The organism is Streptomyces sp. A2-16, from assembly GCF_018128905.1.
Lineage (GTDB): Bacteria > Actinomycetota > Actinomycetes > Streptomycetales > Streptomycetaceae > Streptomyces.
Genome location: NZ_CP063808.1, coordinates 9,586,816 through 9,608,268, shown reverse-complemented (window position 1 = coordinate 9,608,268; position 21,453 = coordinate 9,586,816). Strand labels below are relative to the sequence as shown.

At 65.1% G+C, this 21,453-nt stretch carries 27 protein-coding genes, 1 pseudogene and 1 riboswitch; of the genes and pseudogenes, 21 read left to right on the top strand and 7 right to left on the bottom strand.

The window, feature by feature from the left end:
* Positions 1-23 precede the first annotated feature (23 nt).
* Together IOD14_RS43175 and IOD14_RS43170 are read left to right on the top strand one after the other, a co-directional pair.
* Positions 24-803 (top strand): SDR family oxidoreductase, encoded by a 780-nt coding sequence (locus IOD14_RS43175; RefSeq protein WP_123990253.1) that lies wholly within the window; start codon positions 24-26, stop codon positions 801-803.
* A 420-nt stretch (positions 804-1,223) separates the two neighbouring features.
* Positions 1,224-1,685: a hypothetical protein gene (locus IOD14_RS43170; RefSeq protein WP_249126222.1), complete on the top strand. Its 462-nt coding sequence runs from the start codon at positions 1,224-1,226 to the stop codon at positions 1,683-1,685.
* A 111-nt stretch (positions 1,686-1,796) separates the two neighbouring features.
* Here the strand turns inward: IOD14_RS43170 and IOD14_RS43165 are convergent, their stop codons facing one another.
* Entirely contained in the window at positions 1,797-2,150 is a 354-nt protein-coding gene (locus IOD14_RS43165; protein ID WP_249126221.1) for a hypothetical protein, read from the bottom strand.
* 263 nt (positions 2,151-2,413) lie between these two features.
* Positions 2,414-2,620, bottom strand: a complete 207-nt coding sequence (locus IOD14_RS43160; RefSeq protein WP_212673108.1) for a hypothetical protein — start codon at positions 2,618-2,620, stop codon at positions 2,414-2,416.
* 700 nt (positions 2,621-3,320) lie between these two features.
* On the opposite strand from IOD14_RS43160, the gene IOD14_RS43155 reads away from it, so the two are divergent.
* Positions 3,321-3,491, top strand: coding sequence for a hypothetical protein (locus IOD14_RS43155; protein WP_212673107.1), 171 nt, complete (start codon positions 3,321-3,323; stop codon positions 3,489-3,491).
* Positions 3,492-3,663: 172 nt separating this feature from the next.
* Here the strand turns inward: IOD14_RS43155 and IOD14_RS43150 are convergent, their stop codons facing one another.
* Positions 3,664-3,981, bottom strand: coding sequence for a hypothetical protein (locus IOD14_RS43150; protein ID WP_212673106.1), 318 nt, complete (start codon positions 3,979-3,981; stop codon positions 3,664-3,666).
* A 995-nt stretch (positions 3,982-4,976) separates the two neighbouring features.
* On the opposite strand from IOD14_RS43150, the gene IOD14_RS44690 reads away from it, so the two are divergent.
* The 3 genes from IOD14_RS44690 (at position 4,977) to IOD14_RS43135 (ending at position 9,208) form a co-directional block, all read left to right on the top strand.
* Complete coding sequence (locus IOD14_RS44690; protein WP_249126220.1) at positions 4,977-5,309, top strand: hypothetical protein; 333 nt, start codon at positions 4,977-4,979, stop codon at positions 5,307-5,309.
* Positions 5,310-6,011: 702 nt separating this feature from the next.
* The gene (locus IOD14_RS43140) at positions 6,012-7,007 is read left to right on the top strand and encodes an alpha/beta fold hydrolase (RefSeq protein ID WP_212673105.1); all 996 of its coding nucleotides are present in this window, start codon (positions 6,012-6,014) and stop codon (positions 7,005-7,007) included.
* Positions 7,004-9,208, top strand: coding sequence for a tetratricopeptide repeat protein (locus tag IOD14_RS43135; protein WP_212673104.1), 2,205 nt, complete (start codon positions 7,004-7,006; stop codon positions 9,206-9,208). The genes IOD14_RS43140 and IOD14_RS43135 overlap by 4 nt, the downstream gene beginning before the upstream one ends.
* A gap of 255 nt (positions 9,209-9,463) precedes the next feature.
* On the opposite strand, the pseudogene IOD14_RS43130 reads toward IOD14_RS43135, so the two are convergent.
* Positions 9,464-9,658 (bottom strand): annotated as a pseudogene (locus IOD14_RS43130) (ATP-binding protein); the annotation flags it as partial.
* A 238-nt stretch (positions 9,659-9,896) separates the two neighbouring features.
* Here IOD14_RS43130 and IOD14_RS43125 point away from each other — a divergent pair.
* The 4 genes from IOD14_RS43125 (at position 9,897) to IOD14_RS43110 (ending at position 12,909) form a co-directional block, all read left to right on the top strand.
* Entirely contained in the window at positions 9,897-10,337 is a 441-nt protein-coding gene (locus IOD14_RS43125) for a hypothetical protein (RefSeq protein WP_212673103.1), read from the top strand.
* Between the two features lie 265 nt (positions 10,338-10,602).
* On the top strand, positions 10,603-10,860 hold the full coding sequence (locus IOD14_RS43120) for a hypothetical protein (RefSeq protein ID WP_212673102.1): 258 nt from the start codon (positions 10,603-10,605) through the stop codon (positions 10,858-10,860).
* A 321-nt stretch (positions 10,861-11,181) separates the two neighbouring features.
* Positions 11,182-11,393: riboswitch (cyclic di-AMP (ydaO/yuaA leader) on the top strand.
* Positions 11,394-11,400: 7 nt separating this feature from the next.
* Positions 11,401-11,640 carry a hypothetical protein gene (locus tag IOD14_RS43115; RefSeq protein ID WP_212673101.1) on the top strand — a complete coding sequence of 80 codons (240 nt, stop codon included), beginning with the start codon at positions 11,401-11,403 and terminating at the stop codon, positions 11,638-11,640.
* A 351-nt stretch (positions 11,641-11,991) separates the two neighbouring features.
* Complete coding sequence (locus IOD14_RS43110; RefSeq protein WP_212673100.1) at positions 11,992-12,909, top strand: Ku protein; 918 nt, start codon at positions 11,992-11,994, stop codon at positions 12,907-12,909.
* Here the strand turns inward: IOD14_RS43110 and IOD14_RS43105 are convergent.
* The gene (locus tag IOD14_RS43105; RefSeq protein WP_212673099.1) at positions 12,906-13,241 is read right to left on the bottom strand and encodes a DUF6233 domain-containing protein; all 336 of its coding nucleotides are present in this window, start codon (positions 13,239-13,241) and stop codon (positions 12,906-12,908) included. The two genes, IOD14_RS43110 and IOD14_RS43105, sit on opposite strands and share 4 nt — an antisense overlap.
* A 57-nt stretch (positions 13,242-13,298) precedes the next feature.
* Between IOD14_RS43105 and IOD14_RS43100 the strand changes: the two genes are divergently transcribed.
* The 5 genes from IOD14_RS43100 to IOD14_RS43080 all read left to right on the top strand — a co-directional run bounded on the left by IOD14_RS43100 (position 13,299) and on the right by IOD14_RS43080 (position 16,302).
* Positions 13,299-13,700 carry a hypothetical protein gene (locus tag IOD14_RS43100; protein WP_212673098.1) on the top strand — a complete coding sequence of 134 codons (402 nt, stop codon included), beginning with the start codon at positions 13,299-13,301 and terminating at the stop codon, positions 13,698-13,700.
* Positions 13,690-13,893: a hypothetical protein gene (locus IOD14_RS43095; RefSeq protein ID WP_212673097.1), complete on the top strand. Its 204-nt coding sequence runs from the start codon at positions 13,690-13,692 to the stop codon at positions 13,891-13,893. Before IOD14_RS43100 ends, IOD14_RS43095 begins: the two co-directional genes overlap by 11 nt.
* Positions 13,894-13,914: 21 nt before the next feature.
* Positions 13,915-14,076: a hypothetical protein gene (locus IOD14_RS43090; protein WP_212673096.1), complete on the top strand. Its 162-nt coding sequence runs from the start codon at positions 13,915-13,917 to the stop codon at positions 14,074-14,076.
* Positions 14,077-14,469: 393 nt separating this feature from the next.
* Positions 14,470-15,165 (top strand): hypothetical protein, encoded by a 696-nt coding sequence (locus tag IOD14_RS43085; protein ID WP_212673095.1) that lies wholly within the window; start codon positions 14,470-14,472, stop codon positions 15,163-15,165.
* Positions 15,166-15,204: 39 nt separating this feature from the next.
* The gene (locus tag IOD14_RS43080; RefSeq protein ID WP_212673094.1) at positions 15,205-16,302 is read left to right on the top strand and encodes an XRE family transcriptional regulator; all 1,098 of its coding nucleotides are present in this window, start codon (positions 15,205-15,207) and stop codon (positions 16,300-16,302) included.
* A gap of 116 nt (positions 16,303-16,418) precedes the next feature.
* On the opposite strand, the gene IOD14_RS43075 is transcribed toward IOD14_RS43080, so the two are convergent.
* On the bottom strand, positions 16,419-17,084 hold the full coding sequence (locus IOD14_RS43075; RefSeq protein ID WP_212673093.1) for a YdcF family protein: 666 nt from the start codon (positions 17,082-17,084) through the stop codon (positions 16,419-16,421).
* Positions 17,081-17,875 (bottom strand): GntR family transcriptional regulator, encoded by a 795-nt coding sequence (locus tag IOD14_RS43070; RefSeq protein WP_212673092.1) that lies wholly within the window; start codon positions 17,873-17,875, stop codon positions 17,081-17,083. The genes IOD14_RS43075 and IOD14_RS43070 overlap by 4 nt, the downstream gene beginning before the upstream one ends.
* Positions 17,876-18,369: 494 nt before the next feature.
* Here IOD14_RS43070 and IOD14_RS43065 point away from each other — a divergent pair, with 494 nt between their 5' ends.
* Genes IOD14_RS43065 through traA form a run of 6 tightly spaced genes read left to right on the top strand, consistent with a single transcriptional unit; the run spans position 18,370 to position 21,449 of the window.
* On the top strand, positions 18,370-18,633 hold the full coding sequence (locus tag IOD14_RS43065; protein WP_212673091.1) for a DUF6284 family protein: 264 nt from the start codon (positions 18,370-18,372) through the stop codon (positions 18,631-18,633).
* Complete coding sequence (locus tag IOD14_RS43060; protein ID WP_249126219.1) at positions 18,630-18,920, top strand: DUF6303 family protein; 291 nt, start codon at positions 18,630-18,632, stop codon at positions 18,918-18,920. Before IOD14_RS43065 ends, IOD14_RS43060 begins: the two co-directional genes overlap by 4 nt.
* Positions 18,917-19,924, top strand: coding sequence for a DUF2637 domain-containing protein (locus IOD14_RS43055; protein ID WP_212673090.1), 1,008 nt, complete (start codon positions 18,917-18,919; stop codon positions 19,922-19,924). Before IOD14_RS43060 ends, IOD14_RS43055 begins: the two co-directional genes overlap by 4 nt.
* Complete coding sequence (locus IOD14_RS43050; protein ID WP_212673089.1) at positions 19,924-20,307, top strand: RRQRL motif-containing zinc-binding protein; 384 nt, start codon at positions 19,924-19,926, stop codon at positions 20,305-20,307. The genes IOD14_RS43055 and IOD14_RS43050 overlap by 1 nt, the downstream gene beginning before the upstream one ends.
* A 31-nt stretch (positions 20,308-20,338) precedes the next feature.
* The gene (locus IOD14_RS43045; RefSeq protein ID WP_212673088.1) at positions 20,339-20,824 is read left to right on the top strand and encodes a hypothetical protein; all 486 of its coding nucleotides are present in this window, start codon (positions 20,339-20,341) and stop codon (positions 20,822-20,824) included.
* Between the two features lie 16 nt (positions 20,825-20,840).
* Positions 20,841-21,449 carry a plasmid transfer protein TraA gene (gene traA / locus IOD14_RS43040; RefSeq protein WP_212673087.1) on the top strand — a complete coding sequence of 203 codons (609 nt, stop codon included), beginning with the start codon at positions 20,841-20,843 and terminating at the stop codon, positions 21,447-21,449.
* Positions 21,450-21,453: the final 4 nt, after the last annotated feature.

Below are 21,453 nucleotides of genomic sequence, written 5' to 3'. Positions count from 1 at the left end.
GGGTACCGAATTACAGTGCGGCCATGACCTCCGAGGCGTATCTCTCCCAACTGTTCTCGCTGGACGGCCGTGTCGCCCTGGTGACCGGCGGGAGTTCGGGCATCGGCAGGGCGATCGCGGGGGCCTTGGCGAGGGCCGGGGCGAGCGTGGTGATCGTGGCCCGCGGGGAGAAGCAACTGATCTCCACTGTCTCCGAGTTGACGTCGGAAGGCTGCCGGGCGGCCTGGGAGGTCGGCGACTTGAGCACGAGGGAAGGTGTGCGTACGGCGGCGGAGGCGGCCGCCGGTGTGTTCGGTGAGCCGGACATCCTGGTCAACTCCGCCGGGATCAACCTGCGTCCACCGATGACCGAGCTCACCGACGACGTGTGGGACACCACCATGGCGGTCAACCTGGAGGCCCCCTACCTCCTGGGACAGCGCTTCGGACCCGGCATGGCCGAGCGCGGCTTCGGCCGGATCATCCACATCACCTCCCAGCAGGCCCACCGCGCCTTCGTCCACAGCGGCGCCTACGGCGTCTCCAAGGGCGGCCTGGAGTCCCTGGCCCGCTCCCAGGCCGAGGCCTGGTCCCCGCACGGCGTCACCTGCAACACCCTCGTCCCCGGCTTCGTCCTGACCCCCCTCAACGCCCGCCTCGCCGACGACCCGCAACAGGTCGCCTCCCTGGCCGCCCGCACGATGACCGGCCGAAACGGCGTCCCGGAGGACTTCGCGGGCGCGGCGGTGTTCCTGGCGAGCGGGGCGGCGGGCTATGTCACGGGGCAGTCGGTGTTCGTGGACGGGGGGTTGTCGGTGCACTGAGGGCAGGGGATCGGTGGCCGGTGGTGTCGGTGTCGGCGTCTGCCGGTCTGGTCGCCGGCAGTGTCGGCGTCCGACCGTCGCGGTCGCCCCCACGGCGTTGTAGCCGGCCCGTACGGCGAGGGAGGCTACCGACCGACCTGCGGGTGCTCGCCCCGACCGCGGTCACCAGCCGGCACGCCTGAGCCGTTCTGTACCGCCGGGCCAGGGCCGACCCGCTGCGCACGCGTGCGTGTACGACGTCGTTGCCGCCCAGCCGCCGGCCGTCGAGGCGGGAGTCGGCACCCAGCCGCCGCGCTGTGGCCCGTGGCCCGTGGCCGGGGCCCTGACCGGGTCCCAAGGCGGGTTGCGGTCGCGGTGCCGGAGGATCGCGGTGATCCTGACAGTGGAGCGCGGTCGGAGTCGCGCGGACGTGGTGCGCCGGTGATCGTGCTGTACAGGAAGGTGGCGGCCATGGCAACGATGCCGAGCGAGACACGGCGAGGGCACGGAAGGCCGGGCAACATCGAAGGACTCAGCGGTGCGTCCCTGTTCGCCGGGGCCGTGATGATGCTCAGCGGACCGCTCAGCATTCTCATGGGGGCGTCCGGCATCGCAAGCGACAGCTTGTTCGCCGCGTCCCAGTACGCCTATCGGTTCGACCTGACCGCCTGGGGCTGGATCCACATCGTGGTCGGACTGGCGCTCACCGTTGCCGGCCTGGGCGTCGTGATGAACAAGAGCTGGGGCCGCGGGGCCGGTGCGGCGGCGGCAGGGGTCAGCCTGATCACCCAGTTCATGTTCGTTCCGTACTACCCGCTCTGGGCCATCCCCGTGATGACACTCGACCTCTTCATCATCTTTGCCCTGACGAGATTCCAGCACGGAACCGACGGCACCCGGTGAAACGGCTCGCGCACAGGTCCGACACGTGGGCGACGCGATCATGGGCTGGGAGCCCGGGGGAGCGGCCCGTATGCGACGCTCTCCGGGAGCCGCTCCGGGCCCATCGAAGCTCTATGCCGAGAGGTCAGAGCGCGGGGGCTCCTCTGACCGCTCCGCGAGGAACTCGTCGAGCAGCGCGAAGAGAACCGTGATGACACGTTCTTCCTGCTCCGGTGAGAGCTCCCAGTGATCCCAGCTCTCATCGGGGAGGGCGATGTGACGGACCTGACCCATCCAAGCGTGTTGGCATTCCCGGCCACGCCTGGCCACCAGCCAGTCACGCCAGCCGTCGAGCCCGGGGCCGCCGTGCCGCCGAGCGTGGGCGTCGTAGCCGATCAAGAAGCTTTCCACGCGGGCGAGTGTGGCCTGACCCACGAACACCTCGGGGCCCTCGGACACGAAGGCCCAGTACTCACGCTCACTCATGTCTATGAGACTCACCCGCTCATACTTCCGCATCGAAGCCGGTTGTCCCCCACCCCGACAAGCAGCGCGCGGCCGGCTGAGACGGAAAAAGAGACGGACAACGACGAAGGGCCCCACCGCGAACGGTGGGGCCCTTCGACATCGTGCCCGGTGAGGCACTGGCGGAGGATACGAGATTCGAACTCGTGAGGGGTTGCCCCCAACACGCTTTCCAACTGTCCGCGCGGCCGTCCGGCAGTGTCCGTGGGGGTTCACTGAGCACGTCAGATGGGGTGCGCGTAGGACGGCGAACAGTGGCGGCCGTCGGCGTACTGGACAAAGACCAGGACAACGGAGCGGGCCGTGAGCTGGGCTTTAGCGCAGAGCGATGCGCCGGCGCTGCCAGCGAACAGGCCGACTCCAGGAAGCCGCACGATTTTCCAGGTCAGCTCCACTTCGATCGCCGAGTGCGGTGGCACCGGTGTCGACACGGCGGTCTTCCGGGAAAGCGCGAGGTTGGACCATCACGGGCCTGACCTGCGAACTCCGTGCCTAGGGCACACTCTGGTAGAACTCACCCCTGCGGACCCCAGTTGCCCGTGAGTCCCCGTCCGTTCTGGCACGGGAATGGCACGGCCGGCGGGCAGTGCCACTCCCCTCGATGCGAACTACGGGCGGGGAGGTCGCTGAGGTCTGGTCAGACAGACCGTGGGGGGCAGGTGGTCAGCACCGATCGGTGGGATTGCTGTACTTCAATGCTGTACGCATGCGGGCTCTCTTCTCCGGCGTCCGGCTGCCGTTCTCCCTAGGCGACGAGCAGAGCGGCGAGGAGCAAAGCCGCCATCGCAGCGAGGACCCGACACTTCCTCCAACCGGGACCTGAAGCTTGGCGGTTGAGCTCCCATGCGCCCACAAGACCGCCACCTAGGCCAAGCGCGCTCCTCAGCAGCAAGACGGCAGTGTGCACAGGGAGCCTCCCGGAGCGTTCCAAACGGACCGGAAGGCTATCCCTGGCGAAGGTTCCGCGAGCGACCGGCCCCAGTTTGGAGGATCGCGTATGCGGAAGGATGCTGAGCTGGCGAGATGTTGACCTGAGACTTACGGCAAGACTCGCCGAGGTTCCCCGCCGCTCACTGGCCGATCCGGCACGCAGAGGGCACGCAAGGTTCTCTGCGGTGTACGTTTCATCGGGTGATCGGCTTGACCATATTCTTCGTTGGCATGATTGGCGTGGCCATCGGCAGCAAGGGACAACGGGGTTGGGACCTGTGGAGCCGTCGACAGAAGATCATCTGCACGGTGTCATTCGTCCTCGTGATCGCGGGGCTGGCTCTGGCCGACGCGAGCAAGGGCCAGGCTTGAACCTGTGGTCTCATCCTTGCCAGGTCGACCATAGGGGTCCGCCAACGTCGACCAACCGCCTCTGTGCCTCGACCGATCGTTCACTGAGATCCGGCCTCGACCGCTGCCGTTCGCGCTTGTTGGTGTCAGCCACTGGTGTCAGCCGCCGCACGCGGCCTTGACAAGGGCCGTCTCATCCCTTCGCTGTTTGGCTGGGATCGGAGGTCGGACTGCGTTGGCCGACGTACTGCAGCACCCCACCGCCGATCAGCATGAGCACGCTGCAGGCGAAGACGACGTCGGAGGTAGTGAGGTCGCGCACCGTGCCGCCGTAACGGGCCAGCGCCATCCCCGCGCCGAACGCCAGGGCTCCGGAGCCCCACAGCCGTGGCCGCAGGACGTAGCCCCGCTTCCATGGCAGGGCGCGGCCGGTCGCGATGGCCAGGACACCCGTCGCGGTGTAGAGCACCACGACAGTCGTCCCGGCGACCAGTGAGATGACGTGCAGCATCGAACCCCCTTGCCCAGGTTCCCGATCGTGGCACCGCGTGCTACGGATGACAAGCGATCTTCCTTCACCCACCACTTCCCCAGCTCCCATCCCGTCCGCCATGGGCCGCGTCTGCTCGGCTCTGCCTGGGTCGGCGGTGGTCGGGATGGGAGCACCCCGCACGCCACTACGGACCCGCAGCCGGGAACGGCGCCCCCTCCATCCCGGTGCCGGCCGATCCCCCGCCGGAGGCATCGTTCTGACCGTGGCCTGCCCGTCTAGAGCTCTACCGTCCGGGCCGTAACATGCTTGCGGCCCCAGGGGCCAGGCCCGGCGCCGAAGGCGCAGAGGGCCAGGCCCAAGGAGCCAGCCCGCGCTTTGCGCGGGCCCTTGAAAGGAGTGGGGAAACCTCTACGGCGCTTGCCTAGCGACGGCTTTCAAGAGCGTTGCGGAATCAGGAACGAAACCCCTGCTCACCTGCACGGAAGCGCTACTTCGGCTCCTTCTGCGTGACGTTGGCCCACACATGGCCCACAGGCCCGGAACACTGCGACGGTCCAGCGCCACACGGAGCACTGGCGGCGGATACGGGATTCGAACTCGGGTGGGAGTGGCCCTCAACACGCTTGCCAACTGTGGTGGTGGAGTAGTGGGTTGCGTGCAGGGGCGTTCACCTGCGTTCACGTACGGATGGTCGCCGATGCCGGGAGGGTTGCGGGTCTCGCCTGAACGGCCATGAACGGGGCTGAATGGGACGGAAACTGAGACGGTCGAGTCGTGGCCCTGGGCGGACGCTGCCAGCTGTGGCTGCCGCGTCATGGCCGAAGACCAGAGCGCAGACTGCCCGGGGTCTTCTGGACGACGTTGGCGGCGCCTGCCATCTTGCCCTCATGATGCCGCGGGGAACTGATCACGAGACCTTGGCCCTAGCTCTTGACCACGCCTGGCGCTGGTCTGAGAACCGCAGAGGCCGGGCTTACCAGGTACTCAACGCGCTGCTGGTCTGCCTTGCAGTCATGGCTACCGCCTACGCGGCAGCCTTGAACGCCGAAATGCCTGGCGCAGCGGGAGTGATCAGCCTGCTGGCCGGCGTCATCCTCGTCGCAGCGCATTCAGAGAGCATGCGGCTTCGGAGCTCGGCGCTCTTGGCTGAAGAAGCGATCAAGAAGATTCAAGACCACTTGGCCATGACTCTCGACATCGATGCGCTGCGCCTGATCGAACGCGAACAAGCTCTCCACGAGCCGCCGAGACTCCGTTGGATGCATCCGGTTTCCAGGGTGCTGGTGTGCCTGGGTGTGCTCGTTTCCCTCGGCGGCGCCGTCTATACCTGGATAGCGACCCCTTGATGGAGCTTGGAGACCACCTTGGGTAAGGCGCTGGAGAGGAGCGACCGAACCTGCGCTCTCAGCTTGGGAAGCTGCGGGCTTTTGTGGCAGGTCCGGTCGCTGACCTGTGCGAACGGTTGCAGTGAGGCTCCATCAAGCACCTCAAGTGGTGGGTCGTCGAGCAACCGGCCGCTCCGGGAAGGGAGTCCGCCGATCGTCGGCGGAACCCCGTCAAGGTCGACTTCATCGGGCACGCGGGGCGTTTCGCCGATGCCGAGGAAGTCCAGGCCGTCGACGCGGCTTCACCGTGTCCTGCCCCGGCCGTGACGTCTACGGCAGCGTGAGCACCTGGTTCGGCGATATAGGTGCATCCCTGGCCTGTGGCGTGAACCCTCACACGAAGGAGCCCTGGGCCCAGGAGGCCTACCGGCTGACGTGCGGTCCGCTCAGAGCCTGAAACGCAGACCCGCGGGCGGTTTAAAGTGGGACCGCCAGATCTGACGACGAACTACCGGTGCAGGACGCTAGTCGTTGACGTTCCAACCTGCTGATGCCCCTGGTCCACCGCGCGATCTGCACGGCCCTGGGTCCGTTCCGCTGGACACCGCTGGGCTGTTCGTAGAGGAGACACCTGTGATCGCCCCGTGAGGGGTAGGCTCGTACCGCCGCGTTCGGTGGGCGGCCCAAGCCACAACAGGCGCGCTCCTCACGAAGGCGACTGGAATGCATTTCGCCAGCGGCAACGAGTTCACCCCCGTCGGCAAGGATGGCCTGGCGGCGTTGAGCCCGTTGATCGTGCACTCACGAGATCCTGAGAAATGCCCGAATCTTTTGATCTTTGCCCACGGCCTAAACGGCCATCGATACAAGACGTGGGGAGATTTCCCTAAGTTCCTCTTCGAGGACCGTACTGACATCGATGTAGGTCTGTACTCATACGCCAGCGGTTGGCAGCGCTGGTCGAAGATGGACTCCACCACACTCGTTGTGCATGCACGTGAGCTTGCAGACACGATCCGCGACTCACATTATCGGTCGGTGGTACTGGTTGGCCACAGCATGGGGGGCCTTCTATGCAAGGCGACGATCAAGGACCTTATCGAATCGCAAACGCACTGTAGTGACGGTAGCCTGGCCGTTGATCGCGTTTCAGGTCTCGTGCTGATGGGAACACCCCAAGCCGGCTCGATGCGCGTACCTCAGATATTGACGCCATTCTTCACAGATGCGCGTGCACTCAAAGCGCATTCACCCCTAATCGAAAGCCTAAATTCAGTATTTCTCGATCGCGTATGCGTCGACCCGTCTCAGTTTGATGCACGAAAATACCTAATTCCCACTTACGCCGTTCTTGGCACCTCCGATAAATGGGTAGATGCATTCAGTGGCGGAATGAACATTGGACGGGACTACAAAAAGACGGTGCGGGGATCTCATTCCGAGATCGTCAAACCGGGAAATCGAGAAGATAAGGCATACAAGTGGTTCAGGGAGGCTGTTTCTTGGTGCTTCTCGAATCATTTCCCTCCGGAGAGGGGAGCCGCGTCAGGCAACGTAAACTCTGGTACGGAGACGTCAGACACTTCTGAAGCATTTAGAGTCGGCGGCCTCGACATCCGGTTGGGAAAACAGGTTCTATCTAGACCGTTTTCTATCGAGATCTCCCAAAATAAGGACATCAAGATCAATGTAGATCTCCCGGAAGGAGGGTCGCAGTGACTGATACTCAGTGGGCTGAAATCCAGCGCAAGAAGGGGGCTGAACTCCTGGCCGAGGGCAACCCTTCGGATGCCATCCCTTATTTCGAGAGTGCACTGCGGCATCTTGTTGACAGGAATGACCTTTACAGTGCCGCCAGGTTGGCCCCCGTGTTGGCGGACGCGTGTCTGCGTAGTAACGATGATCGGCTTTTGCGGCGAGCTACGGCACGGTCTCTGGATCTCTCAGTGCGCCTGATGTCACTGCCACGACCTAGCCATGAAGCGATTAGCAACGATCAGCTTAAAACTGCCATCTCAAGTATCTCTAAGTCGCTCAAGAGTCTTGGGGCTCTGGATGTATTTCCTGCTATTCAAGAGATTGCATCTCTAGAACAGCTGAAGGGGGTCGATGAATCTGGGTCATTGAGGGAGCGTGCAGCAGCCCTAAATAATTTGAGTATTAGAGCGGCTCGGACTGGATACGCTCCCGAGGCGCTGAAAGCAGCCCAAGAAGCGGTGCATCTATTTCTGCAATCCGAGGATGCTGAAGATCCCGCCACCCTAGTTGCCGTCATGGGGAATCTGGCAAATCGCCTCGCTGAGGCTGGTGATTTGGATTCAGCCCAGATTGCAGCTCGTGAAGTACTCATGCATTGCCGTCGAGTGGCCGACCAGGATGAATCTCAACTTCCAACCCTAGCGATGGCTCTAAGTAACGCAGGTGTCCATATGGCACGAGCGGGGGATATTCCCTCAGCACTGGATTCTGCAAGCGAGGCTGTTGCCATTTATCAGCATCTGGCGAGGGATAATGCCGCCGCGCATCTTCCGAACCTGGCCGGCTCCCTGAATAATCTCGGTGTGCGCCTAGCAGATATGGGGCAACATGCGGAGGCCGCCACTGCGATCGAGGAATCCGTTGCCATCTATCGCCAATTGGCGAGGGATAATCCTGGCGCGTACCTCCCAAACCTGGGCGGATCTTTGGACAATCTCGGGGTCCGACTCGGAGATCTAGGACGGTATGCGGATGGATTGCCGGTAACAGAAGAAGCTGTTGCCATTTATCGGCAGCTGGCGAACGAGAATCCTGGCGCCTATCTTTCCAACCTTGCGAGTGCTCTGAATAATCTGGGTGTTCGTCTTGGTGATTTGGGTCGGTATGAAGATTCCCTGTCTGTAGCTGAGGAAGCTCTCCTCATCTTTCGTAGGTTGGCAGGCGAAAACCCGCGCGCTCACTCCTCTCGCCTTGCGAGTGCTCTGAATAATCTGGGTGTTCGTCTTGGTGATTTGGGTCGGCATGAGGATTCTCTGTCTGCAACTGAGGAATCCGTTGCCATCTATCGACAGCTGGCAAACGAGAACCCCGGCGCCTATCTTTCAGATCTTTCTGGTGCTCTGAATAATCTGGGTGTTCGTCTTGGTGATTTGGGTCGGCATGAGGATTCTCTGTCTGCAACTGAGGAATCCGTTGCCATCTATCGACAGCTGGCAAACGAGAACCCCGGCGCTTACCTTTCTCGTCTTGCGAGTGCTCTGAATAATCTGGGTGTTCGTCTTGGTGATTTGGGTCGGCATGAGGATTCCCTGCCTGCAACTGAGGAATCCGTTGCCATCTATCGACACCTAGCAGAGGCTAACCCGGAAGCCTACCTCTTGGGCCTTGCCGGCTCACTTAGCAACCTTGGAATCCGGTATAGCGGTTCGGGGGAATATCAAACCTCTCTCGAAGCGTTGCGGGAGTCGATTGATATCTATCGGGCTCTCGGGGAAACCAGAATGCCTACCTATGCGACGCAAATGATCACTGCATTGCAGGTAATGGGAAATGGTTTGGCCAACTTGGGCAGAGCGGATGAAGCGCTCGGATGTCTCACTGAGGCGCTCGACTTGGCCCGGCATCAGTCGAATAGTTCCCAAGTCCTAGCGACTCAGCTTGAGATCGCTGCGATTTACACGAGGCAACGAAACTTTAAGCAAGCTGGGGAATCTTACGAGTCGGCTTCTCGTGAAGCTGAAGCACTAGGCTCCGCTGCGATTTTGGGGGCTTGCATTTTCGCTTCCGCCAACTGCAGAAAGAGCTATGGAGACTTCTCTGGAGCGCTGACTCGCGCGACCAAAGCCTATGAAATTTTTGAGCAGGTTGGAAATCTCGAAGCCATGGATCGAGCAGTCGAACTGGTCAACAGCCTGAAAGCTCTTACTGAGCCTTGGTCCTAAGTGTTGATCATTTCAGCTTCGAGGTCTCTGCCGGCACGGGCGAAGGTCGGCGGAGCGGGTTTGGCCGGTGGCCTGCCCGGTCTGGGGTCGGGCATGATCAGGGGGCCGTACGCTGGCTGGCAACTCGGGCAGGCTTTGGGCCTGACGGCCTGCGGTGCCGAGTATGCATCGAAGGAAGCCCGCAGGACCGGCCGCGTCACCTCGGTGAGGTCTTCGTCCAGCACTCGCACCAGTAGCCCCGCTGCGCCTTGTCCATCAGCGCAGGTGACCTCCTGCGGGAGGGTCCGTGAACAGTTCCGCGGTGACCGTGTACCCGCCGTCGCTCTCGTGGACGAACCGGTGAGCGATCACGCTGACCATGCCCAGGCCTCGGCCGTGCTCGGCGTCCTGGTCCTGGCGCTCGACCTCTGGGGCGGTGCCGAAGCCTCCGCCGTCCGTGACCGACAGCGCAGGAGCCCGGGAGAGCGGCCCGTATGCGCGCACGGTACATGCACGTCACTGGGACGCCTCTGCGGAAGGTCGCTCAGCAAGTCGGCGACGCTCTCTGGGAGCCGCTCCGGGCCGACTGAAGCTCTATGCGGAGGGTCAGAGCGGCAGGGCTCCTCTGCGGCTGACAGGGGGCTGTGCGAGTCCTACGCTCGTGTCAGAGTTGCGGAGCCGGCATCGGGGGGCGGGCGTGAGTGTCAGGATGACTGGGGAGTTCGCCTCGGCGATGGTCACTGTCATTCCGGTGGTCTTGCTGGTGGCGACGGTCGAATTCAACGAAATCGAGAAGCGGGCTGACGAGACTGAGCAGCGGGCGATCGAGGCGGCGCGTGGTGAGGGGTTGTCTGACCGTCAGGCTATGCAGTCGGTGAGTGCTTCTCCGTTGCTTCGTGGGCTCCGTAACCTGCAGACGGTCTGGTACGCCGCGCTGACGCTGCACATCTTCGCTGAGGCGTATCTGATCTTCTGGCTTGCGGATGACGCCCGGCCTGCCGATGTTTTCTTCGCCTGGTTCGTCAGTGTGACGGGCTGCTCGGGTTTCGTGATGCTACTGGCTGCTGTGGTCGCCGCCAAGAAGATCAAGAATCGAAAGGTGAGGGGCCCGTCAGGGCGGAACCGATCGGACAGCACTCCTGCTGGTTAGGGGTTGCTGACCGCGCGAGTGACGTTCGCCTAGTCGATGTATCCGAGCGCCGCGTCTGGCCCACGCCCTGGAAGGCCTTCAGGATCGTCTGAGCCAACATCTACGGTCGCTGTACACGGAACAAACGACGTAAGACTCACAACCACGCGCGCCGCGTACTCAGTGACAGCGGCCTGGAAGCCCTCGGCCGTGCTGCCCCATTTCCGCGCAGGGGTCGAGTTCGCGACGGTGGCGGCGCGCTCCTCATCCGTGGAAGTGTGACGCGATGACGACGAGCGACTACGACCGCATCCGACTCGGCATCGAGGCGATGACCGCCTATGTGTCCGGCAATGACCTGATGATCAAGTACATGGCGGACCGCCGTACCACAGACGGGAATCTGGACCAGGTTGCCGACGGTTCGACGGCTCTGTGCGCGCTGCTGCTTAAACAGTTGGCCCACATGACTGGTAAGTCCGAGCCGCAGATTCTCCAGGAGCTCGCCCGCGGCCTCAACCGCACGGAGCAGCGCGGCCAATGACTGTACTTCCTGTACGTTTTTTACAACCCGTGGCCCGCATGCCGAATGGAAATTCGCATCAAGGCGCACCACCTCCATGCCCGTGTCGCTAGGCCGGTTAGACCACCTTGACCTCGATGCGCCCGCGGACGCGCCTCTTTCACGCCTCCACGCCTGATGGAACGTCAACCCCCGTTTGACCAGGGAGGATTGATCATTTTCCACAATCGAACGGGTTAGTGGTGACCATCCCCACAAACGTCCAATTCCGTTGGGACTTTTGAGGTGGCGTGCGTCACGATCTCTTCCACGACAAGCCCCCGTCAACAGACGGCGGGGCCATCTGAGCGGACGCCGAGTCCTGCCGCTGCCCGGATGCTCTGTCGACAGGAGTGGATCGGCAGGAGTGGAGGACCCAGGCACGACGGGTCGCCGGGACGGTCACGCCATGACCGGGCCGAGCAGCCCTTGGGGTGAAGCCGCGTCAGCGGCCGGGCAACTTCGCCAGCCCGAATCCGACAGGTCATCCTTCACAGGCGGCTGACGAAGGCTGAGCGAGCCATGACGGCAACGCAGAACAACCCGCAAACCTCGGGGCCCGGGGACGAGTCCCCGAGGAACAGGAAGACCGAAGCCGTGATCACGATACTGGTCGCGATCATCGGCGGATGCTTCGCGGGGATCCTCCGTCGAGCGATGGAGGGGGTCTCGTACTACGAGGCCATCAGCACAGGGGCTCTAGCTGCAATCGGGCTGGGCGGCTTCATCTTCGTGGCCCTGACCTACGTCAACAGGTCTTGACCAAGAGCACGTCGGCGGTCGGCTAACCTCCACCACCCATCGGAGGCGTGCCAACGGGAAGGTCTGAGCTTCACGGTGACCCCGTAGAAGACACGGACAAGGCGGGAGAGGTCCTGGCATCCAGACCAGGGCCTCTCTTTTTATGATTCGAAGGCGGGTGCGCTCCGTGTGCCGCCCGCACGATCTAGCCTTCCCGGATGGTAGGCCGGCTGGCCTCCTCGGCAAGCGGGTAGATCACGACGGGTTGCCGGGGTCATGTCACCTGCGTGCGACTCGGGGTGCCCGCGCGCATGCGGGGCCGTGGTGGTGCTCGTAGGCTGATCCTGCTCGGGGCTCACGCGGAGGTCAGCTATGCCCCGAACCATCTGGAGCGGAGCCGTCTCGTTTGGCCTGGTCACGGTGCCTATCCACGTCCAGAGTGCGACCGAGAACCACAGCATCCAGTTCCACCAGTACCACTTGGAGGACATGGGTCGGGTGCGGGTGAAGAAGGTGTGCGAGCTGGAGGACCGTGAGATCGCTCAGTCGGAGATCGGCAAGGGCTATGAGTACGCCAAGGACCAGGTCGTCGCCATCTCGGATGCGGACCTGAGGGAGTTGCCGCTGCCGACGGCGAAGGCCATCGAGATTCAGGCTTTCGTGCCGCTGGACTCCGTCGACCCGATTCAGATCGGTGAGGGCTATTACCTTGCCCCGGACGGGGCGGTGGCGGCGAAGCCGTACAAGCTGCTGGTGCAGGCGCTTGGCCGGTCGTCGAAGGTGGCGGTCGCGAAGTACGCGTGGAGCGGGCGGGAACGCCTTGGACTGCTGCGAATTCGCGACAACGTGATCGTGCTGCACGCGATGCGCTGGCCCGACGAGATCCGGGCCCCGGGCGCCGTCGACCCGCCGGACGAGAAGGTGTCGACGGAGGAGATCGAGGGGGCCCTCGCCTTGATGGAGTCGATGGCACGCGACGACCTCGACGGCCCCGAGTTCGAGGACACCTACACCGACGCCCTAGCGAAAATCATCGAGGCCAAGCGGGAAGACCGCGAGCTCCCCGAGGCGCCCGAGCCCGACAAGCCGGCCCAGGTCCTGGACCTCATGGCCGCGCTGAACGAGTCGGTGGAGAAGGCAAAGGCCTCCCGCGGCGAAGACGCCGACGTACACGAACTGCCGAAGAAGACCGCGGCCAGGAAGACGGCGAAGAAGCAGTCGGCCAAAAAGACCGCCGCGAAGAAGAGCGCGGGGAAGAAGGCGAGCGGACGCAGGCCGCGCAGCGCCTAGTCGAGGATGCCCAGCGCGGTGTCCGGCCGGCACTGGGGGCATGCCGTCACGCCGTCGGCGAGCGCGCGCAGCGCCTGGTCCCGCTCGACGCCCTTGGACCGCGAGCCCGCGTTCCAGCAGTCGCCGACGTGCACGTACACGGCGTGTTGGCGGGACAGGCCGCGCTCGATCAGCCAGTCCGGCGCTGGCGGCCGCGCCGCGATGCCCCGCTGCCGCTCGGCCTCGCGCTTCTCCTCGTCCGCGATCCACCGGCGGGTCCGCTCCAGGTCCCGTACCTGCACGCGTTCCAGGAAGCGGAGCAGCGCGAGCCGAGACAGGCCGGAGTCGTTCATGTGTTCGATTCTAGGAGGTAGCGTGGCCCGCGCATCCCGAGGGGCACAGGAGACAGCGTGGACCGCATGGACGTCGAGGAGCTGCTCAGGCGGCACGCCGTAGACGGCGGCGGCTTGGACCCGGCGCCGCTCGAGACGGGCGACCGGCTCACCAACGACCCTCCGGTGAGAGCCCGGTACCGCGCGGACGCATGGCGGCCGTGCTGCGTGTGCGGCATCGACTACCGCACCTCCCGCGTGATCGACTTCCCCGGCTGCGGGCCTCGCTGGGTGGACCTGTGCCGGGACCACTCGCTCGCCGTCAGCAAGCCGGCTCTGCCGACGATGCCGACCACCGTGGAGGGGGCTTTCCAGGACATCAGGGAGGTCGCGGCCAAGCTCGGGCTCACGATGCGGCCCATCAGCCATGAGGAGTGGCTGGAGATGGGACGCCGAGCGAGGCAGCGCCGTGACCAGTGAACAGGGGCGCTTCCGCGTCACCGTGTCCTCCGCCGGCCGTCCGGTCATGAGCGGCTGGTGGGCCGACGAAGTGGTGGCGCGCGACAAGTTCCGCGACTGGATCGGCAGCCATCGGGACCTCGTCCAGCCGCACTTCACCCTCAGCGACGAGAACGATGGCAGCCTGTTGACGAGCTGGCCGGAAGAGCTGTAGCCGCCTGCCATGCTGGCGGCCATGACCAACGATCACCGCGAGATCAATACGACCGTCAAGCCGGGTGAGCAGGCCACCGAAGAGCAGGCTCCCGCTGATGAGCTCAGCCCCCCAATCCTCTCGGACTGGGATCCCGCGGTCGACGAGTATCAGCTCGCCTGTACGCCTCCCGGAGATCTGTAGCCTTCGGCCCGTCTAGGCGTTCACGGACGTCCGCCCCAGTTCGGAAAGACCAGCTCAGTCCAGGCGCGCGTACTTCTACGAACGGCAGCGTCCGTCAGCGCACTGGCCAAAGCCCAGGACAACGAAGGGCAGCGCCGCCATCAGGCTTGCGATGTCCGCTAAGCGCAGGTTGGCCCACCGATGTTCGGCTTAGAGAGGGGACCAACCCTCCGACTCGGATCGAGTGGACCGCCCGAGGGCTCCTCTCGCGGATGCGACAGAAGGATCAGTGCTGGCGGCTACGGAACGTCAACTCCTCGCGGATGAACCACCTATGAGTCACCATCACGCGGTACTCTTTAAAAAATTCTCCCTCACTTGAGGGGAAATGAGTATAAGAGTGCGGGAGGTTCCATGATCGACAACCTCGTTCCCCTTCCGAGCGGGCAGCCCGGGGGGTACGAGAGTCAGCTCGCCGCCCTTGGCCTCAGCTGGAAGTACCTTGAGCCGGGTCTAAGGATGAGCGAGCAGGCGCGCCGGGCCGGCAAGACGAAGGATGACGCCAAGAACGCCCCTGGCTCACAGGACTACTTCACGCGGGTTCGCGAGCTCCGATACACCCTGCGCACCGAACTGGGCTGGGAGCCTTACGACCCGCTCCAGGCACCACTCATCGTCAACCCCGACAAGACGGTTGGAATCGGCGTTCTGCTCGGAGATGCCCGAACTGGCTCGCCCGGCTCCCCTCACCCGCGGAGCAAGCGTCCTGCGGGCGCAACCAAGGAGCAGGCCGTCGCCCGCAACCAGGAGCTCCAACTCTCGTTCGCATTTGAGGAACCCGAGTTTTCTGAGCCAGACGAGGGACAGTCCGGAGTCGATGCGTACGCGCAGATGGTGACCTGGTACCTGTTGACCTACCGCTACGAGGCCCGGAAGACGGGGGTCGTGACCGTCCGAAGCGAGTTGTCACTTCCGAACCGGGTAGGTCCTGGGGGGAAGATTGACAGCTACCAGAGTCGGATCCTCCTCCCCGCGATCGAGTTCGAAAGCGTGAACGACTACGCTGTCGAAACTACCGGTGAGTTCGACGTTCCTGTCGAAGAGCGGTAGCAGGACAAGATCCAACAGCCTCAACGATGACGAGGAGAAATGATCACATCCTCGCGCATCACCACTGCCCGGAAGCGGCGCGGCCTCACGCTCGCGGAGCTTTCAACGCGCGTCGGGGTGAGCGTGCAGAGCCTCTCGAACTACGAACGAGGCCGCACAGAGCCCACCCCTGACACCCTGGCTCGGCTCGCAAAGGCGCTGCGTTTCCCCGAGTCGTTCTTCTCTCAGCCCGACCTTGAGCCCATCCCGCTGGAGGCAGTCTCCTTTCGGGCCCGCAGCAAGCTGGCGGCGGGCCCTCGAGATGCCGCGCTCTGGGCAAGCCGGCTTGCTCTGGAGTTGCACGGGTGGATCGAAGAACGCTTCCGTCTACCTGCTAACGACATCCCCACACTCGGCAGGCCAGACCCCGAAACTGCCGCGGAGATGGTCCGCGCCCGCTGGGGACTGGGGGCGGCGCCGATCAGCAACATGGTGCACCTCTTGGAGGTGCACGGCGTACGCGTCTTCTCCCTGCCCCCTGAGTACGCGGACGTCGACGCATTCGCCATGTGGCGGGACGGCACTCCGTTCATCTTCCTCAACACCCTGAAGACTCCCGAGCGGGGTCGGTTCGACGCTGCTCACGAGCTTGGACATCTCGTTCTCCATGGGGAAGACCGCTCCCTTGCCGGCCCCCATGCGGAGCAGGAAGCGAACGCCTTCGCAAGTGCCTTCCTCATGCCACGCCAGAGCGTGATGGAGCACATGCCGAAGACGCCTTTGGTCCAAGAGATCTTGCGCGGCAAGCGGATCTGGAAGGTTGCCGCTCTCGCTCTTACGTACCGGCTGCACGACGTGGACATGCTGTCTGATTGGCACTACCGCCGCACCTGCATTGAGCTAGGCAAACTCGGCTACCGGCGGGGCGAGCCGTCCGGCATGCCACGGCGCGAGAGCTCCCAGTTGCTGGAAAAGGTCTTCGCTACCACGAAGGCGAAAGGCGTCACGCTTCACGCCATTGCTCGTGATCTGCACGTTGATCCCGAAGAGCTCAGTAGCTGGGTCTTCGGGCTCATTGTCACCGCACGTGGCGGAGGCAGCCTACCGAGCGCAGAGGAAGCGCCGCCCGCAGGGCCTCGACTTTCTCTCGTCCAGTAGCTGGTCACTGCGGCCAGCTACCCCGCGTGCCTTGACGAAGGCAGGAACATCGACAGCCCGCACCGTTCGGTGCGGGCTGTCGACGTATGCGGGGATTATCTGATGGACATGCCCCATTAGGTACGTTGCGCCGCGTCCGGGATGAGTCGACTCGTGAACCCCTGGTCGCGGAGACGCTCGTACGCAGCCACGACGGTGTCCGGCACGGCCTGCTCGATGGCCAGACCCAACCCGGGGAAGACGAGCACTCGTTGCAGGGCCCCTACGATCATGTCGATCACCATGCGCACGTCCCCGATGGAATCGGCGTATTCCTCCAAGCCCATCGGAGTGGACGCGGATACGACCTCAACCTCCGGCCAGAGCTTCCGCATCATCGCGTACGAGCGCCGTTCTTCATACGGCTTGCTCACGAGCAGGACAGACGAGACGGGGACGCCGGCCTCTACCAGCACCGCTTTGCTGAACTCGATGTTCTCGCCGGTGTTCGTGGCGCGCGGTTCCAGAAGTACGGCAGAATCCGGCACCCCGAGTTGCAAGGCCCGCTCCCGGTAGTGGACAGCCTCACCGCGCGGCATGCGTGCTCGGGTCGTTGGGCTGGTAGCCCCGGTGAACACGATCACGGGCGCCATGCCCTGGTGATACAGCTCCGCTGTCACGTCAGCCACGCCGAGGTCGTGACTGCCCAATCCGACAGCCACGGAGCAGGGCCGTGGGGTGTGGTGCATGCGGTGGTAGTCCCACAGAAGTCGGGCATCCGCCCATGCCTGTGCAGCGATCACTTGCTCTCACCCTCCGTCTTCGCTGAATCGGGCACTTTGAAGTCGTAGGACCATGCGAACCGCGTCGCCGCATGCACCCCAATGGCGAACTCAACTACGGTCCCATCAGCCGTGGACGTGGTGCGGTGCAGTTCCACCACCCACTCACCTGGCGAGAGCTGGAGTAGCTGAGCCTCTTCCGCCGTGGGCACCCGCGCGAAGAGTTCCTCCGTCATGTGGTCGATCTCGTATCCGGCGTCGTACAGGACACGGAACCCGCCGCCTCGCCCCGCAGGGCCCGGGGTCGGGTCGACGATGCGGGTTCCTTCGACGTGTTCGGGTCGGTAGTAGCTGGTCAGGGTGTGAGTCGGCTGCGTGCCCTCTTTTACCACGCGCGCCCTTGCGTAGACGTCGGCCCCCTCGGGCAAGCCGTGAGCTGAGGCCACGGCTGCCGATGCTTTGACTCGACTGACCGTCTGCGTCTGCTCATTTCGGCGGTACGAGCGCCCGGACGCCACGCGGTCCGCGATGAACGCGACCTCATCACCGTCCCGCCACTTCGCCTTGTCGTACCGCGCGATGCCGAGCCGTTTGAGCGGCTGTTGATGGCGCACCACGGTGCCGTGGCCGCGCGAGGAAGTCACCAGCCCCTGGGCTTCCAGCTCCTTGTACGCCTTGTGGACAGTGTCCTTCGATCCCTCGCCGGCCGCGACCAGGTCTCTGATCTGGGGCAACTGGGCGCCCGGCTTGATCTCGCCGCTCCTGATCTGCTCCGCGAACCTGTCCGCCAGTTCGCGCCACTTCGGTGCCACGCAGACCTCCTTTCGATGCGTCCCAGTGAAGCACAGTCCTAGGACTGTTGACAGTCCCAGGACTGCGGTGCATTCTCTTCTCAGGCCGCCGCAGTCCTAGGACAGCGAGCGGAAGGGCCCTTCTTTGGGCTGCTTCAAACTGCACAACCGCAGAGCGCCCGGCGGGTCTTGTAAGGACGAGAACCCCTCTGACCAGGGGTTACCGCGCTTGCTGGGGAGGATCTGTTCTTTGAGAACTCAACAGAGCGTTTGAGGGCGACCCGCCCCACCTCCGCGAGCAAGCGGGCGGGCGCGCACGGGTTCTGTCCCGTGCGCGGTACAGCGCAATCCGACCTTTCCGCAGTTCAAGGCTGCGGCCGGTTGCCTCCGCCGCTCGTCTCGTACGAGCGGCGCTGAGGGGAGCCGGAACTACCGACTTCAACGGCGCGCGGCCCCGGGTGGCTAGACCCGGGGCCGCTGTTCGGGCCGTTCACCTGTGAGAGGACCACGACCCAATGGAACACATCGTCACTGTTCAGGAGGCTGTTACCGCGTTCGCCGACTACATGGAGCCGACGGATGCGGAGCTGGACGCGATCGACCGCGAAATGCCGGTCATCCTCGCGGACATCGACCTGCTCGATGCGCACATCGCCACCCTCGACCGCACCCCGAGCGAAATGGACGAGCGACGCATCCGCCGGGCCCGCCGCCGGGCGCTGGCCGCGCGGGTGGACCTGATCAACCACACGGTCACGGCGTCGGGGGTCGGGGCGTGACGGCACAGACGTTCACGGCACAGATGTCCGTGTTCAAGGGCCAGTGGCGCCTGTACGTGGTCCTGCTGAACACCCCCGACCCGTGGCCGGAGTTCGGCTTCGACCGGGCCCTTCCGGTACCGACGTTCACAGAGCGTACGGAGGCGCTCAGCGTCCTCGGATTCGAGCCGATTCCGGGCGCCACATGGGCGTGGGCCGAGGACAGCGAGGCCCACGGTGAGCCCGCCTCGCCGGTCGTCCTGATCGCCGGCACGCAGGTGCGTTCACGGACGGGGGTGATCGCGTGAACGCCGTTCAGATCCGTTCAGCCGAGCGCGCCCTGTCCATCGGCACCTGGCTGATCGTGGCCGGCGCGATGCTGTACTCGATCCTCACCGTCACCCCGCTCGCCGCCGCCCACACCCCCGACAAATGGAAGTGGACCGCGCCGATCCTGCCCCTCGTGGTGGATGCCGCGGTGGTCATCGTGGTCCGCCTGGATGCGGTGCTGGCCCGGCTCGGGGGCCACAGCGGGCGGTGGCCGATCGTGCTGCGCTGGATGACCGGCTGCATGACCCTCGCCCTCAACGTCGCCGACTCCGCCCTGCACAACGACCTGGTCGGGGTGGCCGTCCACGCGGTCGCACCGCTCCTGCTGATCGTTACCGCGGAAACCGGGCTCGCCTACCGGCGCGCGATCGCTGCCGCCGTGACTGAGTTGGAGGCGCGGCAGCAGGCGCAGCGCGAAGCCCGCGAGCAGGCCATTGCCGAGCGGCGCGAGACGGCCGCCCGGTTGGCTCGTGAGGAGCGCGAGCACGCGGCCATGCTGGCGCGTGAACAGCGTGAACACGAAGCCCGCCTGATCCGCGAGCAGGCCGAACGCGAGGAGGCCGTCCGCCGCGAGGAGCGCGAGCAGGTTGCGGCCCGTGAGCGGGCTGAGCGGGAGGCGCGTGAACGCGCTGAGCGCGAGCGTGAACAGCAGGCGCGGGAGCGTGAACGTGCTGAGCGGGAGGCTGCCGTACGGGTCGCTCAGGAGCGGGCCGCGCGGGCGGAGCGTGAACGCCGTGAACAGGCTGAGCGCAAGGCCCGTGCCGAGCGTGAACGCGCCGCGCTGCTGGCCGCCGGGCCCGCTTCCGAGAAGCTTCCCGAGGAGCAGGCGCGGGCGACTGTGCAGGCCGCGTTCGAGGCGGGGCTGTCGGTGCGGTCGGCTGCCGAGCTGTGCGGCTGGTCGGTGGGATGGGTGTCCACCCGCTACCAGGAGTTCCGCGACGCCGGCCACCCCACCTTCGAGGCTGACGGAGCGATGCTCTGATGCCGACCGCCTACGCGAAGTGCTTCGACCCCAACGGGGCCCGCTTCGGCATACCGACCTACCCGTGGCGCATGGCCCCTGCTGGCTACGCCACCCGCCGCCAACTCCGGTCGAAGGGGTTACGGCCCGGCGGACAGCCGATCGCGGCTCAGCTCATGCTGATCAACCGCCGCCAGGGCACGCCCCGGGTTGCCTTCCTCTATCGCGAGGACCTGGCCCTGCCGGTCCGCCCGATGACCTCCCGCAAGTGGGGTGCTCTCGCGTTGGCGATGCTCGCGCGGCGTACCTGTCCCCGCTGCCGGCTGGACGTCGGTTACTGCATCCCCACCTCGCACGGCATCTGCGGCCTGTGCCTGGTCGCCGAAGAACAGCGCGCCGCCTGAACACCCCCACCAACTTCCTGGGAGTTTCGCTGTGTCCAGCCGTACCCGCACCCGCGCCGCGGGTGTCCACACCGTTCGTATCCCGCACCAGCGCGGGCGCCGCTCGCAGCCGTTCCTGATCGTCGTCCCCGACCGCCCCTCGCTGACCCGGGAGGTGTTCGGATTCCTCGGGCGGGCACTGTGGCGCTTCCGCCGCGCGCTCGCCCCCACCGGCTTTGCCCTGCTCACCCTGGTCATCACCGCGCTCCTGCACGTGCTGGGCTGGTGGTCCGGCCTGGTCCTCGCCCCGCTCGCCGTGGCCCCGCTGGTCTGGCTCGCCGTCATGCAGCGGCGCCGCCCCGCCCGCCGTTCCACCCTCGCCTGGCGCATTGGCCTGACCGCGCTCGCCACGCTCACCGGCACGTGGGCGGCGCTGGCCGCTGCCTTCGGCCCGCTGGCCGGCCCGCTTGGACTGCTGTGGCTGATCGCCCTGATCGTCGCGCAGTCCGCCTGGCTCATCGTCCGCCGCACCCACTAGCTGAGGAGACTGCCTGATGGCCGCTAATCGCAACGCCTCCGCCCGCCAGGTCGACGACTTCGCCCGGCGCCAGGCAAGCCGCCCCTTCACCAACGCCCGCCGCAACAGCGGCGCGAACCCGCAGAACAAGGGCGCCAAGTTCGCCAACGCGGGCGCCGCTGCCGGCGGGTTCGTCGGCGCGTTGGGCGGCTCGTTCGTCCCCCCGATCAACGTCACCGTCAACAACACCAAGCACGCCGGCCGCGCCGGGGGCGGGGGGCGCTCGCACTCCGAGTCCCTGCTGCCCTCCCCGGAGTTCGGCTCCCCGGCTCAGGTGCGGAACTACTGCAACAGCCTGCGGGCGGCCGGCGTGATGTTGTCCATCGAGGTGGCCATGGCTGCCGAGATCATCCAGGGCGTGCTGTCCGCGGTGCCGGACCCGGAGGGACGCGCGTTCGGCTCCCGGGTCCGGGCCCGGAAGGTCTCCCGCAAGATGCGCAAGTCCGCCGACGCCCTGCGGGACGCGGCGAAGAATGCCGCCTCCTGCTACGCGGTCTTCCAGCAGGAGTTCGAGGAAGAGATCAACCGCGTCCGTCACCGCGCCCGCAAGCCGGCACAGCCGGTCATGAACTGGGCCCAGCAGTAAGGAG

Coding starts and splice junctions, on each gene's coding strand:
- IOD14_RS43175 (WP_123990253.1), top strand. CDS start 24: ATGACCTCCGAGGCGTATCTCTCCCAACTGTTCTCGCTGGACGGCCGT.
- IOD14_RS43165 (WP_249126221.1), bottom strand. CDS start 2,150: ATGAGTGAGCGTGAGTACTGGGCCTTCGTGTCCGAGGGCCCCGAGGTG.
- IOD14_RS43150 (WP_212673106.1), bottom strand. CDS start 3,981: ATGCTGCACGTCATCTCACTGGTCGCCGGGACGACTGTCGTGGTGCTC.
- IOD14_RS44690 (WP_249126220.1), top strand. CDS start 4,977: ATGGCTACCGCCTACGCGGCAGCCTTGAACGCCGAAATGCCTGGCGCA.
- IOD14_RS43140 (WP_212673105.1), top strand. CDS start 6,012: ATGCATTTCGCCAGCGGCAACGAGTTCACCCCCGTCGGCAAGGATGGC.
- IOD14_RS43125 (WP_212673103.1), top strand. CDS start 9,897: ATGACTGGGGAGTTCGCCTCGGCGATGGTCACTGTCATTCCGGTGGTC.
- IOD14_RS43120 (WP_212673102.1), top strand. CDS start 10,603: ATGACGACGAGCGACTACGACCGCATCCGACTCGGCATCGAGGCGATG.
- IOD14_RS43115 (WP_212673101.1), top strand. CDS start 11,401: ATGACGGCAACGCAGAACAACCCGCAAACCTCGGGGCCCGGGGACGAG.
- IOD14_RS43110 (WP_212673100.1), top strand. CDS start 11,992: ATGCCCCGAACCATCTGGAGCGGAGCCGTCTCGTTTGGCCTGGTCACG.
- IOD14_RS43105 (WP_212673099.1), bottom strand. CDS start 13,241: ATGAACGACTCCGGCCTGTCTCGGCTCGCGCTGCTCCGCTTCCTGGAA.
- IOD14_RS43090 (WP_212673096.1), top strand. CDS start 13,915: ATGACCAACGATCACCGCGAGATCAATACGACCGTCAAGCCGGGTGAG.
- IOD14_RS43085 (WP_212673095.1), top strand. CDS start 14,470: ATGATCGACAACCTCGTTCCCCTTCCGAGCGGGCAGCCCGGGGGGTAC.
- IOD14_RS43080 (WP_212673094.1), top strand. CDS start 15,205: ATGATCACATCCTCGCGCATCACCACTGCCCGGAAGCGGCGCGGCCTC.
- IOD14_RS43065 (WP_212673091.1), top strand. CDS start 18,370: ATGGAACACATCGTCACTGTTCAGGAGGCTGTTACCGCGTTCGCCGAC.
- IOD14_RS43050 (WP_212673089.1), top strand. CDS start 19,924: ATGCCGACCGCCTACGCGAAGTGCTTCGACCCCAACGGGGCCCGCTTC.
- traA (WP_212673087.1), top strand. CDS start 20,841: ATGGCCGCTAATCGCAACGCCTCCGCCCGCCAGGTCGACGACTTCGCC.